The sequence below is a fragment of the Citrobacter sp. Cb080 genome, from assembly GCF_030334745.1.
In the GTDB taxonomy this organism is placed as follows: domain Bacteria; phylum Pseudomonadota; class Gammaproteobacteria; order Enterobacterales; family Enterobacteriaceae; genus Citrobacter; species Citrobacter braakii.
On the sequence record NZ_JAOWDG010000081.1, the window covers coordinates 1 to 18,829 of the forward strand.

At 54.2% G+C, this 18,829-nt stretch carries 15 protein-coding genes and 2 pseudogenes; 6 read left to right on the forward strand and 11 right to left on the reverse strand.

Features of this window, described 5'->3' with window-relative positions:
* Positions 1-147: 147 nt before the first annotated feature.
* Together OGV38_RS20180 and yddG are read right to left on the reverse strand one after the other, a co-directional pair.
* Positions 148-1,128 carry an IS5-like element ISKpn26 family transposase gene (locus tag OGV38_RS20180; protein ID WP_000019450.1) on the reverse strand — a complete coding sequence of 327 codons (981 nt, stop codon included), beginning with the start codon at positions 1,126-1,128 and terminating at the stop codon, positions 148-150.
* Positions 1,129-1,192: 64 nt separating this feature from the next.
* Positions 1,193-1,633: pseudogene (yddG, locus tag OGV38_RS20185) on the reverse strand (aromatic amino acid efflux DMT transporter YddG); the annotation flags it as partial.
* Positions 1,634-1,920: 287 nt separating this feature from the next.
* Between yddG and fdnG the strand changes: the two are divergent.
* The 4 genes and pseudogenes from fdnG to OGV38_RS20205 form a co-directional block, all read left to right on the forward strand.
* On the forward strand, positions 1,921-4,968 hold the full coding sequence (gene fdnG / locus OGV38_RS20190; RefSeq protein WP_094169740.1) for a formate dehydrogenase-N subunit alpha: 3,048 nt from the start codon (positions 1,921-1,923) through the stop codon (positions 4,966-4,968).
* A gap of 13 nt (positions 4,969-4,981) precedes the next feature.
* Positions 4,982-5,866 (forward strand): formate dehydrogenase N subunit beta, encoded by an 885-nt coding sequence (gene fdnH / locus OGV38_RS20195; protein ID WP_016156544.1) that lies wholly within the window; start codon positions 4,982-4,984, stop codon positions 5,864-5,866.
* Positions 5,859-6,515: a formate dehydrogenase-N subunit gamma gene (gene fdnI / locus OGV38_RS20200; RefSeq protein ID WP_016153106.1), complete on the forward strand. Its 657-nt coding sequence runs from the start codon at positions 5,859-5,861 to the stop codon at positions 6,513-6,515. Before fdnH ends, fdnI begins: the two co-directional genes overlap by 8 nt.
* A 129-nt stretch (positions 6,516-6,644) precedes the next feature.
* Positions 6,645-7,244 (forward strand): annotated as a pseudogene (locus OGV38_RS20205) (inorganic diphosphatase); the annotation flags it as partial.
* Positions 7,245-7,313: 69 nt separating this feature from the next.
* Here the strand turns inward: OGV38_RS20205 and OGV38_RS20210 are convergent.
* The 3 genes from OGV38_RS20210 to sra all read right to left on the reverse strand — a co-directional run bounded on the left by OGV38_RS20210 (position 7,314) and on the right by sra (position 11,356).
* Positions 7,314-9,029 (reverse strand): ABC-F family ATP-binding cassette domain-containing protein, encoded by a 1,716-nt coding sequence (locus tag OGV38_RS20210; protein WP_080858778.1) that lies wholly within the window; start codon positions 9,027-9,029, stop codon positions 7,314-7,316.
* Between the two features lie 309 nt (positions 9,030-9,338).
* Positions 9,339-11,036 (reverse strand): malate dehydrogenase, encoded by a 1,698-nt coding sequence (gene maeA, locus OGV38_RS20215; protein ID WP_016153104.1) that lies wholly within the window; start codon positions 11,034-11,036, stop codon positions 9,339-9,341.
* Between the two features lie 179 nt (positions 11,037-11,215).
* On the reverse strand, positions 11,216-11,356 hold the full coding sequence (gene sra / locus OGV38_RS20220; RefSeq protein ID WP_016153103.1) for a stationary-phase-induced ribosome-associated protein: 141 nt from the start codon (positions 11,354-11,356) through the stop codon (positions 11,216-11,218).
* 227 nt (positions 11,357-11,583) lie between these two features.
* Here sra and OGV38_RS20225 point away from each other — a divergent pair, with 227 nt between their 5' ends.
* Positions 11,584-12,015 (forward strand): OsmC family protein, encoded by a 432-nt coding sequence (locus OGV38_RS20225; protein ID WP_016156542.1) that lies wholly within the window; start codon positions 11,584-11,586, stop codon positions 12,013-12,015.
* A 47-nt stretch (positions 12,016-12,062) separates the two neighbouring features.
* On the opposite strand, the gene OGV38_RS20230 is transcribed toward OGV38_RS20225, so the two are convergent.
* From OGV38_RS20230 to OGV38_RS20255, 6 genes are read right to left on the reverse strand one after another with little or no spacing between them, the layout of a single operon-like run.
* Entirely contained in the window at positions 12,063-12,833 is a 771-nt protein-coding gene (locus tag OGV38_RS20230) for a 3-hydroxybutyrate dehydrogenase (RefSeq protein WP_065554443.1), read from the reverse strand.
* A gap of 11 nt (positions 12,834-12,844) precedes the next feature.
* Positions 12,845-14,239 (reverse strand): GntP family permease, encoded by a 1,395-nt coding sequence (locus OGV38_RS20235; protein WP_286474670.1) that lies wholly within the window; start codon positions 14,237-14,239, stop codon positions 12,845-12,847.
* Positions 14,240-14,282: 43 nt separating this feature from the next.
* Entirely contained in the window at positions 14,283-15,206 is a 924-nt protein-coding gene (locus tag OGV38_RS20240; RefSeq protein ID WP_200049610.1) for a 3-hydroxyacyl-CoA dehydrogenase family protein, read from the reverse strand.
* On the reverse strand, positions 15,196-16,401 hold the full coding sequence (locus tag OGV38_RS20245; RefSeq protein ID WP_200047860.1) for an acetyl-CoA C-acetyltransferase: 1,206 nt from the start codon (positions 16,399-16,401) through the stop codon (positions 15,196-15,198). Before OGV38_RS20245 ends, OGV38_RS20240 begins: the two co-directional genes overlap by 11 nt.
* 10 nt (positions 16,402-16,411) lie before the next feature.
* Positions 16,412-17,068 (reverse strand): CoA transferase subunit B, encoded by a 657-nt coding sequence (locus OGV38_RS20250; protein ID WP_016153097.1) that lies wholly within the window; start codon positions 17,066-17,068, stop codon positions 16,412-16,414.
* Positions 17,069-17,070: 2 nt separating this feature from the next.
* Positions 17,071-17,778 carry a CoA transferase subunit A gene (locus tag OGV38_RS20255; RefSeq protein ID WP_016153096.1) on the reverse strand — a complete coding sequence of 236 codons (708 nt, stop codon included), beginning with the start codon at positions 17,776-17,778 and terminating at the stop codon, positions 17,071-17,073.
* Positions 17,779-17,920: 142 nt separating this feature from the next.
* Here OGV38_RS20255 and OGV38_RS20260 point away from each other — a divergent pair, with 142 nt between their 5' ends.
* Entirely contained in the window at positions 17,921-18,811 is an 891-nt protein-coding gene (locus tag OGV38_RS20260) for a LysR family transcriptional regulator (RefSeq protein WP_016153095.1), read from the forward strand.
* The last annotated feature ends 18 nt before the right edge of the window (positions 18,812-18,829 follow it).

Sequence of the window (18,829 nt, forward strand, 5' to 3'; positions counted from 1 at the left end):
GGAAGGTGCGAATAAGCAGGTCATTTCTTCCCAAGCTGACTCGCTGATTAAAATTTCGCGGATCTGGGCCGATTTTTTTCCCGCAAACACATCGAATCAGCCTATTTAGGCTATTTTTTCCACCATTTCTGGCGTTATTTCCGGTTTTTACTGAGATCTCTCCCACTGACGTATCATTTGGTCCACCCGAAACAGGTTGGCCAGGGTGAATAACATCGCCAGTTGGTTATCGTTTTTCAGCAGCCCCTTGTATCTGGCTTTCACGAAGCCGAACTGCCGCTTGATGATGCGAAACGGGTGCTCCACCCTGGCACGGATGCTGGCTTTCATGTATTCGATGTTGATGGCCGTTTTGTTCTTGCGCGGATGCTGCTTCAAGGTTTTTACCCTGCCGGGACGCTCGGCGATCAGCCAGTCCACATCCACCTCGGCCAGCTCCTCGCGCTGTGGCGCTCCTTGGTAGCCGGCATCGGCTGAGACAAATTGCTCCTCTCCATGAAGCAGATTACCCAGCTGATTGAGGTCATGCTCGTTGGCCGCGGTGGTGACCAGGCTGTGGGTCAGGCCACTCTTGGCATCGACACCAATGTGGGCCTTCATGCCAAAGTGCCACTGATTGCCTTTCTTGGTCTGATGCATCTCCGGATCGCGTTGCTGCTCTTTGTTCTTGGTAGAGCTGGGTGCCTCAATGATGGTGGCATCCACCAAAGTGCCTTGGGTCATCATGACGCCTGCTTCGGCCAGCCAGCGATTGATGGTCTTGAACAATTGACGGGCCAGTTGATGCTGCTCGAGCAGGTGGCGGAAATTCATGATGGTGGTGCGATCCGGCAGGGCGCTATCCAGGGATAATCGGGCAAACAGGCGCATGGAGGCGATTTCGTACAGGGCATCTTCCATGGCACCGTCGCTCAGGTTGTACCAATGCTGCATGCAGTGAATACGCAGCATGGTCTCCAGCGGATAGGGCCGTCGGCCATTGCCCGCCTTGGGATAAAACGGCTCGATGACAGCGGTCATATTCTGCCATGGCAGAATCTGCTCCATGCGGGAGAGGAAAATCTCTTTTCGGGTCTGACGGCGCTTAGTGCTGAATTCACTATCGGCGAAGGTGAGTTGATGGCTCATGATGTCCCTCTGGGATGCGCTCCGGATGAATATGATGATCTCATATCAGGAACTTGTTCGCACCTTCCCCAGGATTCAGGCCGTTTTCGCCCCCCAACACCCAACAAACCCCGGTCAATGCGATGATTAATCCGGGAATCACCAACCAGGTTGTTTTTTGGCCATTAAATAAGATGGCGAATAATATTGTCAGACTTGGCCAGAGATAATTGACCATACCGACTTCAATAGCCTGGTGACGAGTGGCGGCATAGCCCAGGGCCAGCGCTAAGCATATTTCATAGCTAACAAAAAGCACGCTACCGGCGATTAAATATCGCACAGGAATTTTTCTGATATTTGGGAATCCGACGGTAAATATCAGCAACAGGCCGCTTAATGTAAAAATCATCGCCGCGCCGCCTGCCGGCCCCAGTCCTTCGCTTACCCCACGAATAAGCCCGACCATCGTGCTCCAGAGCACGATGGCAATAAGCCCAATTAACGTTGCTTTTTGTTTTGTCATGCTGATTGTCTGTCCATGGTACTGGCAAAAATTAAGCTGAAATGTATAGCACCTTTACACCGTAGCGCGCTAATTAATTCCCTTTTGTCTACTCCCTTATGGGTACAAAGGTTAAGCGAAGTGCACTATTTAGTAGCGGAACCGTTTCGTTATTGATTTGACGCAAAAAAAATATGGATATAGCTGATAGTTTCGTCGCGAAGTTGTACATGTCATCTTTCAATCATGCCGCGCTGGCGCAATTTGAGAGATTTCCTGTACGAATCCCTGCAAAAAAGAGGAAAGCAATGGACGTCAGCCGCAGACAATTTTTTAAAATCTGCGCGGGCGGTATGGCGGGAACAACAGTAGCCGCTCTGGGTTTTGCACCCAAAATGGCACTGGCTCAGGCGCGAAACTATAAGCTGTTGCGCGCCAAAGAGATCCGAAACACCTGCACATACTGTTCCGTAGGTTGCGGGCTATTAATGTATAGCCTGGGAGATGGAGCAAAAAACGCCAAAGAGTCGATTTACCATATTGAAGGGGATCCGGATCATCCGGTGAGCCGTGGGGCATTATGCCCTAAGGGTGCAGGATTACTGGATTACGTGCACAGTGAAAACCGTCTGCGTTACCCGGAATATCGCGCTCCAGGCTCCGACAAATGGCAGCGTATCAGCTGGGATGAGGCTTTCACCCGTATCGCGAAGCTGATGAAAACTGACCGCGACGCCAACTTTATTGAGAAGAATGAGCAGGGCGTAACGGTAAACCGCTGGCTTTCTACCGGGATGCTGTGTGCATCTGCGGCAAGTAATGAAACTGGCATGCTGACGCAAAAATTTGTGCGCTCACTCGGCATGCTGGCAGTAGACAACCAGGCGCGCGTCTGACACGGACCAACGGTAGCAAGTCTTGCTCCAACATTTGGTCGCGGTGCGATGACCAACCACTGGGTTGATATTAAAAACGCCAACGTCGTGATGGTGATGGGCGGTAACGCCGCTGAAGCACATCCGGTGGGATTCCGCTGGGCGATGGAAGCTAAAAACAACAATGATGCCACGCTAATTGTTGTTGACCCCCGTTTTACACGTACAGCCTCGGTAGCGGATATTTACGCGCCAATTCGTTCCGGCACGGACATTACGTTCCTGTCCGGCGTCTTGCTGTATCTGATTGAAAACAACAAAATCAACGCTGAATACGTTAAGCATTACACCAACGCCAGCCTGCTGGTGCGGGATGATTTTGCTTTTGAAGACGGTCTGTTCAGCGGTTACGACGCGAAAAAACGCCAATACGATAAATCGTCCTGGAACTACCAGTTCGATGAAAACGGCTACGCGAAACGCGATGAAACGTTAAGCCATCCTCGCTGTGTCTGGAATCTGCTAAAACAGCACGTTTCCCGCTACACGCCGGATGTGGTGGAAAACATCTGCGGTACGCCAAAAGAAGACTTCCTGAAAGTCTGCGAAGTGCTGGCTTCCACCAGCGCAGCGGATCGCACCACCACGTTCCTGTATGCACTGGGCTGGACACAGCATACCGTCGGGGCGCAGAACATCCGTACCATGGCCATGATCCAGTTGCTGCTCGGCAACATGGGGATGGCAGGTGGCGGGGTCAACGCTTTACGCGGCCACTCCAACATTCAGGGTTTAACCGACTTAGGGCTGCTCTCTACCAGTCTGCCAGGCTACCTGACGCTGCCGTCAGAGAAACAGGCCGATCTGCAAACCTATCTGGCTGCTAACACGCCAAAAGCGACGTTGGCCGATCAGGTGAACTACTGGGGCAACTACCCGAAATTCTTCGTCAGCCTGATGAAATCTTTCTACGGCAATGCGGCGCAGAAAGAAAACGACTGGGGCTTTGAGTGGCTGCCGAAGTGGGATCAGTCCTACGACGTCATCAAATACTTCAACATGATGGATAGCGGGAAAGTCACCGGCTACATCTGTCAGGGCTTTAACCCGGTCGCGTCCTTCCCGGACAAAAACAAAGTGGTGCAGTGCCTGAGCAAACTGAAGTATCTGGTGATTATCGATCCGCTGGTGACCGAAACCTCTACGTTCTGGCAGAACCACGGTGAATCAAACGACGTTGATCCGGCTTCTATTCAGACCGAAGTCTTCCGTTTGCCATCCACCTGCTTTGCGGAAGAGGACGGCTCCATCGCCAACTCCGGTCGCTGGCTGCAGTGGCACTGGAAAGGTCAGGATGCCCCGGGTGAAGCCCGCAACGACGGCGAAATTCTGGCCGGTATTTATCACCGTCTGCGCGACATGTATCGCACTGAAGGCGGTAAAGCCGTAGAACCCGTGCTGAAAATGAGCTGGAACTATAAGCAGCCGGATGAACCGCACTCCGAGGAAGTGGCAAAAGAGAACAACGGCTATGCGCTGGAAGATCTCTATGATGCCAACGGTGTGCTGGTTGCGAAGAAAGGCCAGTTACTCAGCAGCTTTGCGCTTCTGCGCGATGATGGGTCTACGTCATCGTCCTGCTGGATTTATACCGGTAGCTGGACCGAGCAGGGCAACCAGATGGCCAATCGCGATAACGCCGACCCGTCAGGTCTCGGTAATACGCTGGGCTGGGCCTGGGCATGGCCGTTAAACCGTCGCGTGCTGTATAACCGCGCTTCGGCGGACCCGCAAGGTAAGCCATGGGATCCAAAACGCATGCTGATCCAGTGGAACGGCACGAAGTGGACCGGGAACGATATCCCGGACTTCAACACCGCAGCACCGGGCAGTGGCACCAATCCGTTTATTATGCAGCCGGAAGGGCTGGGTCGTCTGTTCGCTATCGATAAGATGGCGGAAGGTCCGTTCCCGGAACACTACGAGCCGATGGAAACGCCGCTGGGTACGAACCCGCTGCATCCGAACGTGATCTCCAACCCGGCAGCGCGTCTGTACGAAGCGGATAAGTTACGCATGGGCACGAAACAGGACTTCCCATACGTCGGGACGACCTATCGTCTGACCGAACATTTCCATACCTGGACCAAGCACGCATTGCTGAATGCGATTGCCCAGCCAGAGCAGTTTGTGGAAATCAGCGAAACGCTGGCGGCAGCGAAGGGGATCTCCAACGGCGATCACGTCAAAGTTAGCAGCAAGCGTGGATTTATTCGCGCAGTTGCCGTGGTTACCCGTCGTCTGCGTACTCTGCACGTCAACGGTCAGCAGGTTGAAACGGTTGGGATCCCGATCCACTGGGGCTTTGAAGGAGTCGCGCGTAAAGGCTATATCGCCAACACCCTGACGCCGAATGTCGGTGATGCAAACTCGCAAACGCCGGAATACAAAGCGTTTTTAGTTAACATCGAGAAGGCGTAAGGGAGGCGAACATATGTCTATGGAAACGCAGGACATCATCAAACGGTCCGCAACAAACGCCATCACGCCGCCGCCTCAGGCCCGTGATTACAAAGCTGAGGTCGCGAAGCTGATCGACGTTTCCACCTGCATAGGCTGTAAGGCCTGTCAGGTGGCATGTTCAGAGTGGAATGATATCCGCGATGAAGTCGGCCACTGCGTCGGGGTGTATGACAACCCTGCCGATCTTAGCGCCAAGTCCTGGACGGTGATGCGGTTTACCGAAACCGAACAGAACGGCAAGCTCGAGTGGTTGATTCGTAAAGACGGCTGTATGCACTGTGAAGATCCGGGCTGCCTGAAGGCATGCCCGTCTGCCGGGGCTATCATCCAGTACGCCAACGGGATTGTTGATTTTCAGTCAGAGCACTGTATTGGCTGCGGCTACTGTATTGCCGGGTGTCCATTTAATATTCCGCGCCTCAATAAAGAGGATAACCGCGTGTATAAATGTACGCTGTGTGTGGACCGCGTCAGCGTCGGGCAGGAACCTGCCTGCGTGAAGACCTGTCCGACCGGGGCAATCCATTTCGGTACCAAGCAGGAAATGCTGGAAATGGGCGAACAGCGTGTGGCAAAACTGAAAGCACGTGGTTATGAACATGCCGGTGTCTACAACCCGGAAGGTGTGGGTGGCACGCACGTGATGTACGTTCTGCATCATGCCAACCAGCCGGAGCTGTATCACGGCCTGCCGAAAGAACCGCAGATCGATACCTCTATCAATCTGTGGAAAGGGGCGCTGAAACCGCTGGCCGCTGCCGGATTTATCGCCACCTTCGCCGGACTGATTTACCACTACATTGGTATCGGTCCGAATAAGGAAGTGGACGACGACGAGGAGGATCATCATGAGTAAGTCGAAAATGATTGTGCGCACGAAGTTTATCGACCGCGCCTGTCACTGGACGGTGGTGATCTGCTTCTTCCTGGTGGCGTTGTCGGGGATTTCGTTTTTCTTCCCGACTCTGCAATGGCTGACGCAGACCTTCGGTACACCGCAGATGGGGCGCATTTTGCACCCGTTCTTCGGACTGCTGATCTTCGTGGCGCTGATGTTCATGTTTGTACGCTTTGTTCACCACAACATCCCGGATAAAAAAGATATCCCGTGGCTGAAAAACATTGTGGAAGTGCTGAAAGGCAATGAACACAAAGTGGCGGACGTGGGTAAGTACAATGCCGGACAGAAAATGATGTTCTGGTCGATCATGAGCATGATTTTCGTGCTGCTGATCACCGGCATCATTATCTGGCGTCCGTACTTTGCGCAGTTCTTCCCGATGCAGGTCGTGCGCTATAGCCTGCTTATCCATGCGGCTGCGGGGATTATCCTGATGCACGCCATCCTCATCCACATGTATATGGCATTCTGGGTGAAAGGATCGATTAAAGGCATGGTCGAAGGGAAAGTGAGCCGTCGCTGGGCGAAGAAACATCACCCACGCTGGTATCGCGAAGTTGAACGACAAGAAGCGAAAAAAGAGAGCGAGGAAGGGGTTAACTAACTCCTGACGTGCCCTGATCGTAATGGCGCTACACCAGTAGCGCCATTTTTTTGCCAAAAAAACGTCATGTTTTTGTCATCTGCTGAACGTAAGGTATTGTCTTTCCAATAATAGAAGAGTTAAAAGACAATGCATCTGGTGAAAAAATTACTCGCAGTCAGCGTGTTTCTTTGTGCGTCCGCTCAGGCGCAGAACATCCTCGAATTTCCTCAGCCGTAAATAACCCGGAAGAGTTTTATGCCGTAACCGAAATCCCGGCAGGTGGAATGATTAAATATGAAACCGACGCCAAAACCGGTTTTATCGTGGCCGATCGCTTCCAGTCAATGCCGGTTGCCTATCCCGCCAACTACGGTTCACTAACCCAGTCTTTAGCCGGTGACGGCGATCCGCTGGATGTTATCTTTTATACCCGTGCGCCGCTGGCCCCGGGAACGTTGATTAAGTTGCGGGCTATAGGCGTACTGAAGATGATCGACGGCGGTGAAAAGGACGATAAAATTGTCGCCGTTCCGGCCAGCAAAATTGACCCCACTTATGACAACATCAAAGAGTTAAGCGACCTGCCCAAGATTGAAGTTCAACGTCTGGAATCTTTCTTCCGCGTATACAAAGATCTGCCGGAAGGGCGCAAGAAGGTCGAATTAAACGGTTTCAATGACGCCGCTACGGCAAAGCAAGAGATCAAGCAGGCCTGGGATGCCTGGAAAGAGAAAAAACCGCAATAACAAAAGATAAGCCGGATGACGGGCCTACACGCGCATTTTGCTGATGTAGGCTGCCATCCGGCAATACGGTTTACTCCAGTTGTGAGTTCAGGCGCTCAATCTCCTCACGCCATTGCGCCTGTAACAGCGGCTTTTGATGTTTCGGCTTGCGGGCAAGATCGTCAGCCAGACGCTGCTCCAGCTCAAGAAGTTGTTCCAGCAATCCATCGCTGTCACCGCTTATTTCGGCTCTTGCATCGACCACCGTTTTGGGAACGGTTATCTCCGAGGATGTTTCCCGAATACGCGCATTGACCGCGTCCAGATCGTGCCATTCACTGAGTTCACCCTTGTCGATCAACCAAAACCGGTTACAGCTTTGGCTGATAAGCTGACGGTCGTGACTGACCAACAACACGCCGCCGTTATAGCTTTGCAGCGTTTCTGCCAACGCCTCTTTACCTTCCAGATCCAGATGGTTGGTCGGTTCATCGAGCATCAGCAGGCTGTAGCGCGCAAGCGTTAGCCCAACAAACAGCAGCCGGGAGCGCTCACCGCCGCTTAGGGAACTGATCCGCTGCGCGTGACGAACCCACGGAAAACCCGCGCTAATCAGCGCCATTTTGCGGATATCGGGCTGCGGAGCAAACGGCTCCAGCGCGTCAAATAACGAATCGTTATCTGCGAGTTGGTGCAGCGTCTGGTCGTAATACCCCAACGTAACGCGCGGGTGCAACACCAGTGAAGGTGATGCCAGTTGTGAGTGAAACTGTTGCCAGATAAGCCTTAACAACGATGATTTCCCGCAACCGTTGCGCCCGACAATCGCCACGCGATCGCCGCTTTTTAACCGGAGACCGGCAATGGAAAACAGCGTATCGGCGTCGGGAGCAGGGGCTACGGACAGATTAGTCATCTCCAGCAAACGATCCGCACGCAGGGCATCTCCCTGCAATGTTAGTGTCCACTGACTTCCTGACGTCACTTCAGTCTGTACCTCTTTCAGGCGCTGTACCTGCTTTTCCATCTGCTTGGCCTTGCGGGAAAGATCTTCGTTGTCGTAGACCCGCCCCCAGGTAGCCAGCCGTTTGGCGCTGGCGGTCACCCGGTCTATCTCCTTTTGCTCAGCCTTATGGCGCAGAGCATCGCTGATGTCTCTTTCTGCCAGAGCCTGACGCGCCGCGCTACAGGGCAGATCGAAGGCATGAAGAGTTCGATCGCGCAGGATCCAGGTTCCGTGAGTCACCGCGTCTAACAGCTGCGGGTCGTGGGACACCACCACAAAACTGCCAGACCAGTTTTGTAAGAACTGTTCCAGCCACAGTAATGTTGGCAAGTCCAGGTGGTTACCCGGCTCATCCAGCAGCAGCAGGTCAGGGTTTCGCATCAGCGCCCGCGCCAATAACAGACGCGTGTGTTGGCCGCCGCTCAGCGTGTGTGCTGTCAGAGATAAATTCTCCGGCGTGAACCCCATTTCGGCGAGCAGTGCTTCAACTCGCCACTGCTGACCTGCGCGTTCATGCTCGGGCAGTTGAGCCAGAACGGCTTCCTGCAGCGTGAGCGGCAATATTTCGTCAGGCAGATGTTGTTCTACACGGGCGAGATGGCAGTGATTTGCCTGCGCGATAACCCCACTGGTCGGCGAAATTGTGCCATCGAGCAGTTTTAACAGCGTGCTTTTGCCGCAGCCGTTGTAACCGATAAGCCCGATGCGGTCGCCTTTTTTCAGGGTAAAGGAAAGATCGTCGAATAGCGTGCCGAATGCCGTATCAACGTGTAAGGATTGTGCGGTTAGTAATGTGCTCATTGTTGCTTACTCAAGAGTTACAGGCGTAAAAACGCCTCGTCAAACATCGCTGACGATAACCCGGTAAGCCCGAGAGAAGGGGATTTAGAAGTTAGCTTCGCTCAAGCAGAAGTTATCGCAGCACGATACCGATAACGCTTGAGCACTGGCGATCGCCAAAAGCATGTGAAACGATAAAACGTTCACAGTACAGCATAAGTATCCTCCTTTTGTTTTTCAGAATGTTAATCGGTAGCGAAAGTGTAATCGTAAGTCACGCAGTCGCGCAAGTTCTGAGCGCCCGGCAGCAGAGTGCCGCCGGGCAAACCGTCAGATAGAGGTACGACGGTAGTCGCGGTATTCTGCCTGCCAGAAATTATCGTCAATCGCCTGTTGCAGCGCTTCGGCGGAGGTTTTCACCGCCACGCCTTGCTGCTGGGCCATTTTACCGACGGCAAACGCGATGGCGCGGGAAACGGTCTGAATATCTTTCAGCTCAGGTAACACCAGTCCTTCGCCGTTAAGCACCAGCGGTGAATACTGCGCCAGCGTTTCACTGGCCGACATCAGCATTTCATCGGTGATACGCGATGCGCCAGAAGCAATTACCCCCAGACCAATACCCGGGAAGATATAGGCGTTGTTACATTGGGCAATGGGATAGATTTTCTCTTTCCACAGTACCGGTGCGAACGGGCTACCGGTCGCAACCAGCGCGTTACCCTCGGTCCAGGCGATAATATCCTGTGGCGTGGCTTCTACGCGGGAAGTCGGGTTAGACAGCGGCATGACGATCGGACGCGGGCAATGCTTATGCATTTCGCGAATGATCTCTTCGGTAAACAGGCCGGTCTGTCCGGAAACACCAATCAGGATGTCCGGCTTAACGTTGCGTACCACATCGAGTAACGACAGCACATCTTCTTGCGTATCCCAGTGCTGCAGATTTTCGCGTTTTTGCACCAGTTTGGTCTGGAAAGAGAGCAGGTTCGGCATCTTATCGGTTAACAGGCCGAAGCGATCGACCATAAACACGCGTTGACGCGCCGCTTCTTCGCTTAAACCTTCACGCTGGATTTGCGCGATGATCTGCTCGGCAATTCCGCAACCGGCGGAACCTGCCCCGAGGAAGACAATGTTCTGTTCGCTTAACTGGCTACCGGCCGCACGGCTGGCCGCAATCAGCGTGCCAACGGTTACCGCAGCGGTACCCTGAATATCGTCGTTAAACGAGCAAATTTCATCGCGATAGCGGGTCAACAGTGGCATGGCGTTTTTCTGTGCGAAGTCTTCAAACTGCAACAGCACGTCCGGCCAGCGATGCTTCACGGCCTGGATGAATTCATCGACAAATTCGTAGTATTCATCATCGGTGATACGCGGATTACGCCAGCCCATATACAGCGGATCGTTGAGCAGTTGCTGGTTGTTGGTTCCGACGTCCAGTACCACCGGCAGGGTGTAGGCCGGGCTGATCCCACCACACGCGGTATACAGCGACAGTTTACCGATTGGAATACCCATCCCGCCGATCCCCTGATCGCCAAGACCCAAAATACGTTCCCCATCGGTGACAACGATGACCTTGATATTGTGGTTAGGAACGTTTTGCAGGATATCGTCCATATTGTGGCGGTTCTGATAAGAAATAAACACGCCGCGCGCGCGACGATAAATCTCGGAGAAACGCTCACAGGCCGCGCCGACCGTTGGGGTATAGATAACCGGCATCATCTCATCAAGGTGATTATGCACCAGGCGGTAAAACAGGGTTTCGTTGGTGTCCTGGATGTTGCGCAGGTAAATATGTTTATCGATTTCGGTTTTGAATCCCTGATATTGGATCCAGGCGCGTTCAGCCTGTTCTTCAATCGTCTCGACCACTTCCGGCAGTAACCCCAGCAGGTTGAAGTTACGGCGTTCTTCCGCACTGAAAGCACTCCCTTTATTCAGTAAAGGGAATTCCAGCAGAACCGGGCCAGCGTAGGGGATGTAAAGGGAACGCAGTTTTTTAGTTTCGTTTTCCATGTCACTCACTCTTTTTTGAATAACCGTCCCTGGCACTCTTTATGATCGTATGTGGCCTGTCCGCCAGGGAAACGGCCGAAGTATAAAGCATTGTGAATGGGTTAAGGGGTTTTATAAGCAAAAACACCACTGCGGTTGCAATGGTTTTTATCTCGTTATTCAGTCAGACGTGCGAAAGGCTATTTGGCGTCAGCGCGGCGCTTTCTTCCGGTAGGATTATTGACCACGTTGGTTTTGTCACCTTCGGTCACGACTTTACGTTGATTTGAGATTTTGTGGTCCAGTCCGAGAATATGACGGGCCTGACGGTTCGATTTCATTCTAACTCCTTAATCCTGTTACTGGTTTCAAGGGCGAGTCCGTATGAGAACGGACGAAATACAACCTGATAGAAAGCCGATGTTGAAAATAGCGGCTTTCTGGATGGTCGGTCATTTAAGCTGAAAGGTCAATGCTTAAGCGGCAAATGAGAACTATCCCGTATGTGCCATGCTTTTTCTCAGCCGTCCTATACTTGTAACTCCAACGACAACACAGGAGAACGGTAATGACTATCCATAAGAAAGGTCAGGCACACTGGGAAGGCGACATTAAGCACGGTAAAGGTACCGTATCGACCGAAAGTGGGGTGTTGAATCAGCAACCCTATGGGTTTAACACCCGATTTGAAGGGGCGAAAGGCACCAATCCTGAAGAGTTGATTGGCGCGGCGCATGCAGCCTGCTTCTCAATGGCGCTTTCGCTCATGCTGGGCGAAGCGGGTTTTACCCCAGATGCCATTGATACCACTGCCGATGTTTCTCTGGATAAAGTGGATGCCGGATTTGCCATCACCAAAGTCGCGCTACACAGTCAGGTGAGCGTCCCGGGGATAGATGCCGCCACGTTTGACGGCATCATCCAGAAAGCAAAAGCCGGCTGCCCGGTATCACAGGTACTGAACGCGGAAATTACGCTGGATTATCAGTTAAAATCGTAAAGAAGGTGTGCCGGATGCGACGGGGTCTTATCCGGCACCAGATATCTTTATTGTGCCACCCAGCCGCCATCCATATTCCACGCCACACCACGCACCTGCGACGCCCCGTCTGAGCACAAAAATAGCGCAAGCTCACCCAACTGTTGCGGCGTGACGAATTCGCGCGACGGCTGTTTTTCCGCCAGCAGGGCGTCACGCGCGGCGTCAGGCTCAGCGCCTTCGGCAATACGTTTATCGATTTGCTGCTGGACCAACGGCGTAAGCACCCAACCGGGGCACAGCGCATTGCAGGTAATACCCGTCTGCGCGGTCTCCAGCGCAATGGTTTTGGTTAATCCCACCACGCCGTGCTTCGCCGCCACATAGGCGGATTTCTCTTTTGAGGCCACCAGGCCATGAACAGAAGCGATATTGATAATGCGTCCCCAGTTACGCGTACGCATGCCGGGAAGCGCCAGGCGCGTGGTGTGAAAGACAGAAGAGAGGTTAATGGCGATAATCGCGTTCCATTTATCAACCGGGAAGGTCTCCACCGGTGAAACATGCTGGATCCCGGCATTGTTGACCAGAATATCCACACCGCCAAATTCGCTATCGGCATAGCGCATCATGTCGGCAATTTGCGCTTCATTGCTCAGGTCCGCGCCATGATAGCCCGGCGTTTTGCCATATTGTGCAATGGCATCTTTGGCGGCTTCCACATCACCAAATCCGTTAAGGATCAGGGTAGCGCCCGCTTGCGCCAGCACCTGTGCGATGCCTAATCCAATACCGCTGGTAGAGCCGGTAACCAGAGCGGTTTTTCCCGTTAAGTTCATGATGATTCTCCTTAAACAATTCCGGTGGTGTAGAAGACGCCGATAACAAACAGCACGGCCAGACTTTTAATTACGGTAATGGCGAATATCCCGCCGTACGCCTGACGATGGCTAAGACCGGTGATGGCCAGCAGGGTAATGACCGCACCGTTATGCGGCAGGGTATCCATACCACCACTGGCCATTGACGCCACGCGGTGGAAGACCTCGAGGGGAATATTGGCGGCATGGGCGGCAGCAATAAAAGTGTCAGACATGGCGGCGAGGGCAATACTCATCCCGCCAGACGCCGAGCTGGTGATCCCGGCAAGCGTGGTGATGCTGATAGCTTCATTGAGCAGCGGGTCGGGAATGGCCGCCAGCGCTTTTGACAGCACGAGGAAACCTGGCAGGGCGGCGATCACTGCGCCAAAACCGTATTCTGATGCGGTGTTCATGGCTGCGAGGATCGCGCCGCCAACCGCCGTTCGGCTCCCTTCCGCCAGGCGACCTTTAATGTTGCGATAGCCGAAGAGCACCACCAGCAGGATCCCAGAAATCAGCGCCGCTTCTACCGCCCAGATAGCGGTGATTTTACCGACTTCGGTGGTAATCGGTTTGGCAAGGCCCGGAAGTTCCAGTTGATGCGTAGCGCCATACCATTGCGGGATCCAGTGGGTAAATAGTAGGTTAAAAACGCCAACCAGGATCAGCGGAGAGATAGCAATTATCGGGTTCGGCAGGTTAATGTTATCCGGCGTTTCCGGCTCGTTTAACAGTTCAGTGCCATATCCTTCATTCTTTGCCTGCGCTTTACGACGCTGGCGCTCGAGATAAACCAGACCGACAACGATGATATACAGAGAGCCGATCAAACCCAGCCAGGGCGCGGCCCAGGCGTTAGTTCCAAAGAAGCTGGTCGGAATAATGTTCTGGATCTGCGGCGTGCCTGGCAGAGCGTCCATGGTGAAGGAAAACGCGCCCAGCGCAACGGTGGCCGGGATCAGGCGCTTCGGAATATTACTCTGACGGAACAGCTCCGCCGCAAATGGATACACCGCAAATGCCACCACGAACAGCGATACGCCGCCGTAGGTCAACAGTGCACACACCAGCACAATCACAGGGATGGCGTGACGACGCCCGAGAATGTTGATGGCGGCGGCAACGATGGATCGAGAAAAACCCGATAACTCGATTAACTTGCCAAACACAGCGCCCAGTAAGAACACCGGGAAGTAAAGCTTCACAAAACCGACCATTTTTTCCATAAACAGGCCGGTGAAGGCAGGGCCGACGGCGCTGGGTTCGGTGAGCAATACAGCACCTAATGCCGCGATGGGGGCAAACAGGATGACGCTATATCCGCGATAGGCTGCCAGCATCAGCAGGCCCAACGCTGCCAGGGCGATTAATACACTCATCATGACTCCTCAATATCATTGTTATAGTGGGGTACAGAAAGAGAAGTTACGGTTTCAGGGCAAAGCGCAGCTGATGCTCTCTGCGTTGCTGGATATATTCCTTGCGCGAATCATCCCAGCGATAAAATCCCTGACCGCTGCGCAAACCGGTATCACCGTTAGCCACCTTGTCAGCGACCAGAGACATCATATCGCTCCCGGTTGCCAGCTCCGGTAGCAGATGCCGACAAATGTCCTGTACCGTAGAAAGTCCGGTCATATCCGCCGCCTCCAGCGGACCGACCATCGCATAGCGGCGACCGAGCGAGGCGCGCATTACCTGATCCACCACCTCTGCGCTGGCGATCCCGCTTTTTACGATATGCAACGCTTCACGCAGCAGAGCGAACTGCAGGCGATTACCGACAAACCCCGGCGCGGCGCGGTCGAGCACGACGGCTTCCAGCTGCATCGAAAGCAGCAGCTGTTGCAGTTCCTGCAGATATTCCGGCTTCGTGGCCGTGCCGGGTACAATCTCAACCAGTGGAATAAAATGCGGCGGGTGCCAGAAATGGGCGATTAACAACCGCTCAGGATGGGCGAGCTTCTCTGCCAGCGCATCCGGCGGCAGGCCGCTGGTGTTACTGGCAATGACGGCCTCAGGCGCGATCAGTGCTTCCAGTTGTGCATACAACGCGTGCTTGAGTTCGAGTCGCTCCGGGATGGCTTCGATCAGTAACCCGCACGCGGCGATATCGTGCAGCGAGGTAGTGCCATGCAGACGACTCACAGCCTGTTCTTTGTCGTTTTTAGGAAACTGTTCGGTGGCAATCAGTTCATCCAGAATACCGCTGGCAACTGCGCCAATATCTGCAATACGGTTGCTATCGGTGTCGTACAGCCAGACATCGTGACCATAACGGACGAAGTGGGTGGCAATACCGACACCCATTAAACCCGCGCCCAGTACGCAGATATGCTTAGTTTTCATGAGATACCTCCTGCGGGCGCTCAACCGCCAGCGCCACCCCCTGACCGCCGCCTACGCACAGCGTAGCCAGCCCTTTGGCGGCGTTACGGCGGGCCATTTCGTGCAGCAAAGTCACCAGAATTCGGCAACCTGACGCGCCAATGGGATGGCCCAGCGCAATCGCGCCGCCGTTTACGTTCACCCGATTGCTGTCCCAGTTCAGGGATTCGCCAACCGCCAGCGCTTGCGCGGCAAAGGCTTCGTTGGCTTCAATGAGATCGACATCATTCAACGTCCAGCCAGCTCGCTTCAGGCACTGAAGTGATGCCTCTACCGGCCCAATACCCATAATCGCAGGGTCGACGCCGGAGACAGCGTAGCCCGCCACTCTGGCAAGAACCGGCAGATTGAGTTCTGCTGCTTTGGCGGCGCTCATCAACATCACTGCGGCGGCGCCATCGTTGATTGAAGAGGCATTCCCGGCGGTCACCGTGCCGTTACCTGGGCGAAACGCTGGTTTGAGCTGCGCCAGCTTTTCAGCCTGCGTATCCGGACGAGGCTGTTCGTCACGATCCACGACACGCGGCGGTTTTTTGCCCTGCGGGACGCTGACTGGCGTGATTTCCGCGCTAAAACGACCGGCTTCAATGGCGGCGGCCGCTTTTTGCTGTGAGCGCAGGGCAAAGGCGTCCTGCTGCTCGCGACCGATCACGAACTTATCCGCCAGATTTTCCGCGGTAATTCCCATGTGATAGTCGTTAAACGCATCCCACAGACCGTCATGCACCACGCTGTCTTTCATGCTGGCATGACCGAGCCGCAGTCCCGCCCGGGCGCCGTCGAGGAAATAGGGCGCATTGCTCATGCTCTCCTGCCCACCGGCAATCACAATTTGCGCATCGCCGCAGCGAATCGCCTGGACCGCCTGATGCACCGCCTTCATGCCCGAGCCGCACACCAGATTCAGGGTTAACGCGGGCGTGGTGACCGGCAGTCCTGCGCGTAACGCTGTTTGCCTGGCAGGGTTCTGGCCGCAGCCTGCCGTCAGAACCTGGCCGAAGATCACTTCATCAATTTGCTCAGGTGCCACGGCGGTTTTTTCCAGCAGCGAACGGATCACCACTGAACCTAGTTCAACCGCGGAAAGCGGTGCCAGCGCGCCATGAAAACTGCCAATTGGGGTGCGCGTTGCCGCGACAATAACAACATCCTGCATGGTCAGCTCCTCAGCTAAAGTGCATTTCGGGGACATTTTCGGGAACGATCAGCTTGCCGGCGGTTCTGGCGACAATCTCATCGACGCTGATGCCCGGCGCTCGCTCGCGCAGAATGAACGCCCCGTCGGCAATCTCCAGCAGCGCCAGATCGGTAAGCACACGTTTAATACAGGCCACGCCGGTCAGCGGCAGGGTGCAGGCGGGAAGCAGTTTCGACTCGCCGCTTTTAGAGGCATGCGTCATCACCACGATGATGTTGTCGGCTCCGGCAACCAAATCCATCGCGCCGCCCATGCCTTTCACCATTTTTCCGGGGATCATCCATGAGGCGATATTGCCGTTAACATCCACTTCAAACGCGCCGAGCACCGTCAGGTCGACGTGACCGCCGCGGATCATGGCGAAGGATTGCGCCGAGTCGAAGATTGCCGCGCCTTTGCGCGCCGTCACGGTCTGTTTCCCGGCGTTGATCATGTCAGCATCAATTTCGTCTTCCGTGGGAAACGGGCCCATACCCAGCAAACCGTTTTCCGATTGCAGCATTACGTCCATGCCTTCAGGAATGTAGTTCGCCACCAGAGTAGGAATACCAATCCCGAGGTTGACGTAATAACCGTCTCGCAGTTCGCGGGCGACACGCATCGCCATTTGTTCACGCGTTAACATGGTCAGGCTCCTTTCTGGCGCAGGGTGCGTTGTTCAATACGTTTTTCAAACTGCCCCTGGATAATGCGGTTAACGTAAATTCCGGGGGTGTGAATTGCGGCGGGGTCCAGCTCTCCGGGAGGGACAATTTCTTCAACTTCCACGACGGTAATACGCCCAGCGGCAGCCATCAGCGGATTAAAATTTTGTGCGGTGTGGCGATAAATAACGTTGCCGTACCAGTCGGCTTTCCAGCCTTTAACCAACGCAAAATCACCGGTTATCGCCTGCTCTAAGATGTAAGGGCGTCCGGCAAACTCGCGAACTTCTTTCCCTTGCGCGACCGGGGTTCCGTATCCGGTCGCGGTAAAGAATGCCGGGATCCCCGCGCCGCCCGCGCGCAACTGCTCAGCCAGCGTGCCTTGCGGCGTCAGGATAGCTTCCAGTTCACCGCTGAGAACCTGCTGCTCAAACAGGGCGTTTTCACCTACATAAGATGCGACCACTTTGCGTACCTGGCGCGTTTCCAGCAGAACGCCAAGGCCAAAACCATCCACGCCGCAGTTGTTTGACACAACCGTAAGCCCCTGAACCTCCCGACGGCGTACTTCGGCAATCAGGTTCTCAGGGATCCCACATAAGCCAAAACCGCCCGCCAGCAGCGTCATGTTATCGGTCAGTCCTTCCAGCGCCTCTTGATAGGTGGCAACCCGTTTATCCAGTCCAGCCATATACTTGCCCCTCCTGTTGTCCTTGCCGACATCATTGGGGGTGAAAAATGATTTGTTAATTTTAAATTTGTGACTCACTCATTGGGTTTTTTTATCAATTTAATGTTAATTAAAGGTATTCAACAAGTTAAAGGAATGCGAAATGGGAATGAGCATCAAACAGTTACGCGCGTTTTTAGCGGTAGCTCACACTCTGAATTTTGCTCATGCCAGTGAAAGACTGAATATGTCGCAACCCGCTTTAAGCCTGGCGATTAAAGGACTGGAGGATTCACTGGGCGGGGCGTTACTGTTGAGAACCACCCGCAAAGTGACCCTGACGCAGGAGGGAGAAACGCTGCTCAACATGGGGCGACAGCTGCTGGCGGACTGGGAGAATACGGAAGAGGCAATGCGTCAGCGCTTTACGCTGCAGCGCGGGAAAATCTCTATTGCCGCCATGCCCTCATTCGCCGCTAACGTCCTTCCATCGGTACTGAAAACGTTTCGTGATTCCTACTCCGGGATCAACGTAACGGTACATGACGTGATTAACGAACAAGTGATTGAGATGGTCAGTGAAGGGCGGGTGGAGATGGGCATTGCCTTTGAGCCGGACTCTTCAGGGCATCTGCATTTCACCCCGCTCGGCGTGGATCGTTTTATCGCGATTGTTCCGCCGACATGCAAACTGGCGGGCCGGGATCGTATTGCGTGGCGCGAATTACTGACGCTGGATTTTATCACCCTGCAACGTCCTTCCGCCGTGCGCCTGATGCTGGAAGAACAGCTGGTGCAAAGTGGGCATACGCTGGAAGTGGCGCTGGAGAGCCATCAACTGGTGACGGTTGGTCGCCTGGTGGCGAGCGGACTGGGCGGCAGCGCCGTGCCCGCATTGTGCCGCACGCAAATGACAGAGCTGGGTGCAACCTGTATCGATCTGGATACGCCGGTGATCCAGCGTCGGATCGGCGTTTTGCGTTCGGCGCATCATAAGTTATCTACCGCTTCTGAAGTGCTGGTGGATTCACTGAAAAAGGCGTATTGCACCTGACTCTCACGCAATACGCCA

Coding starts and splice junctions, on each gene's coding strand:
- OGV38_RS20260 (WP_016153095.1), top strand. CDS start 17,921: ATGGGAATGAGCATCAAACAGTTACGCGCGTTTTTAGCGGTAGCTCAC.
- fdnH (WP_016156544.1), top strand. CDS start 4,982: ATGTCTATGGAAACGCAGGACATCATCAAACGGTCCGCAACAAACGCC.
- OGV38_RS20225 (WP_016156542.1), top strand. CDS start 11,584: ATGACTATCCATAAGAAAGGTCAGGCACACTGGGAAGGCGACATTAAG.
- OGV38_RS20245 (WP_200047860.1), bottom strand. CDS start 16,401: ATGCAGGATGTTGTTATTGTCGCGGCAACGCGCACCCCAATTGGCAGT.
- OGV38_RS20230 (WP_065554443.1), bottom strand. CDS start 12,833: ATGAACTTAACGGGAAAAACCGCTCTGGTTACCGGCTCTACCAGCGGT.
- sra (WP_016153103.1), bottom strand. CDS start 11,356: ATGAAATCGAACCGTCAGGCCCGTCATATTCTCGGACTGGACCACAAA.
- OGV38_RS20255 (WP_016153096.1), bottom strand. CDS start 17,778: ATGGCTGGACTGGATAAACGGGTTGCCACCTATCAAGAGGCGCTGGAA.
- OGV38_RS20210 (WP_080858778.1), bottom strand. CDS start 9,029: ATGAGCACATTACTAACCGCACAATCCTTACACGTTGATACGGCATTC.
- fdnI (WP_016153106.1), top strand. CDS start 5,859: ATGAGTAAGTCGAAAATGATTGTGCGCACGAAGTTTATCGACCGCGCC.
- OGV38_RS20240 (WP_200049610.1), bottom strand. CDS start 15,206: ATGAAAACTAAGCATATCTGCGTACTGGGCGCGGGTTTAATGGGTGTC.
- OGV38_RS20235 (WP_286474670.1), bottom strand. CDS start 14,239: ATGATGAGTGTATTAATCGCCCTGGCAGCGTTGGGCCTGCTGATGCTG.
- maeA (WP_016153104.1), bottom strand. CDS start 11,036: ATGGAAAACGAAACTAAAAAACTGCGTTCCCTTTACATCCCCTACGCT.
- OGV38_RS20250 (WP_016153097.1), bottom strand. CDS start 17,068: ATGTTAACGCGTGAACAAATGGCGATGCGTGTCGCCCGCGAACTGCGA.
- OGV38_RS20180 (WP_000019450.1), bottom strand. CDS start 1,128: ATGAGCCATCAACTCACCTTCGCCGATAGTGAATTCAGCACTAAGCGC.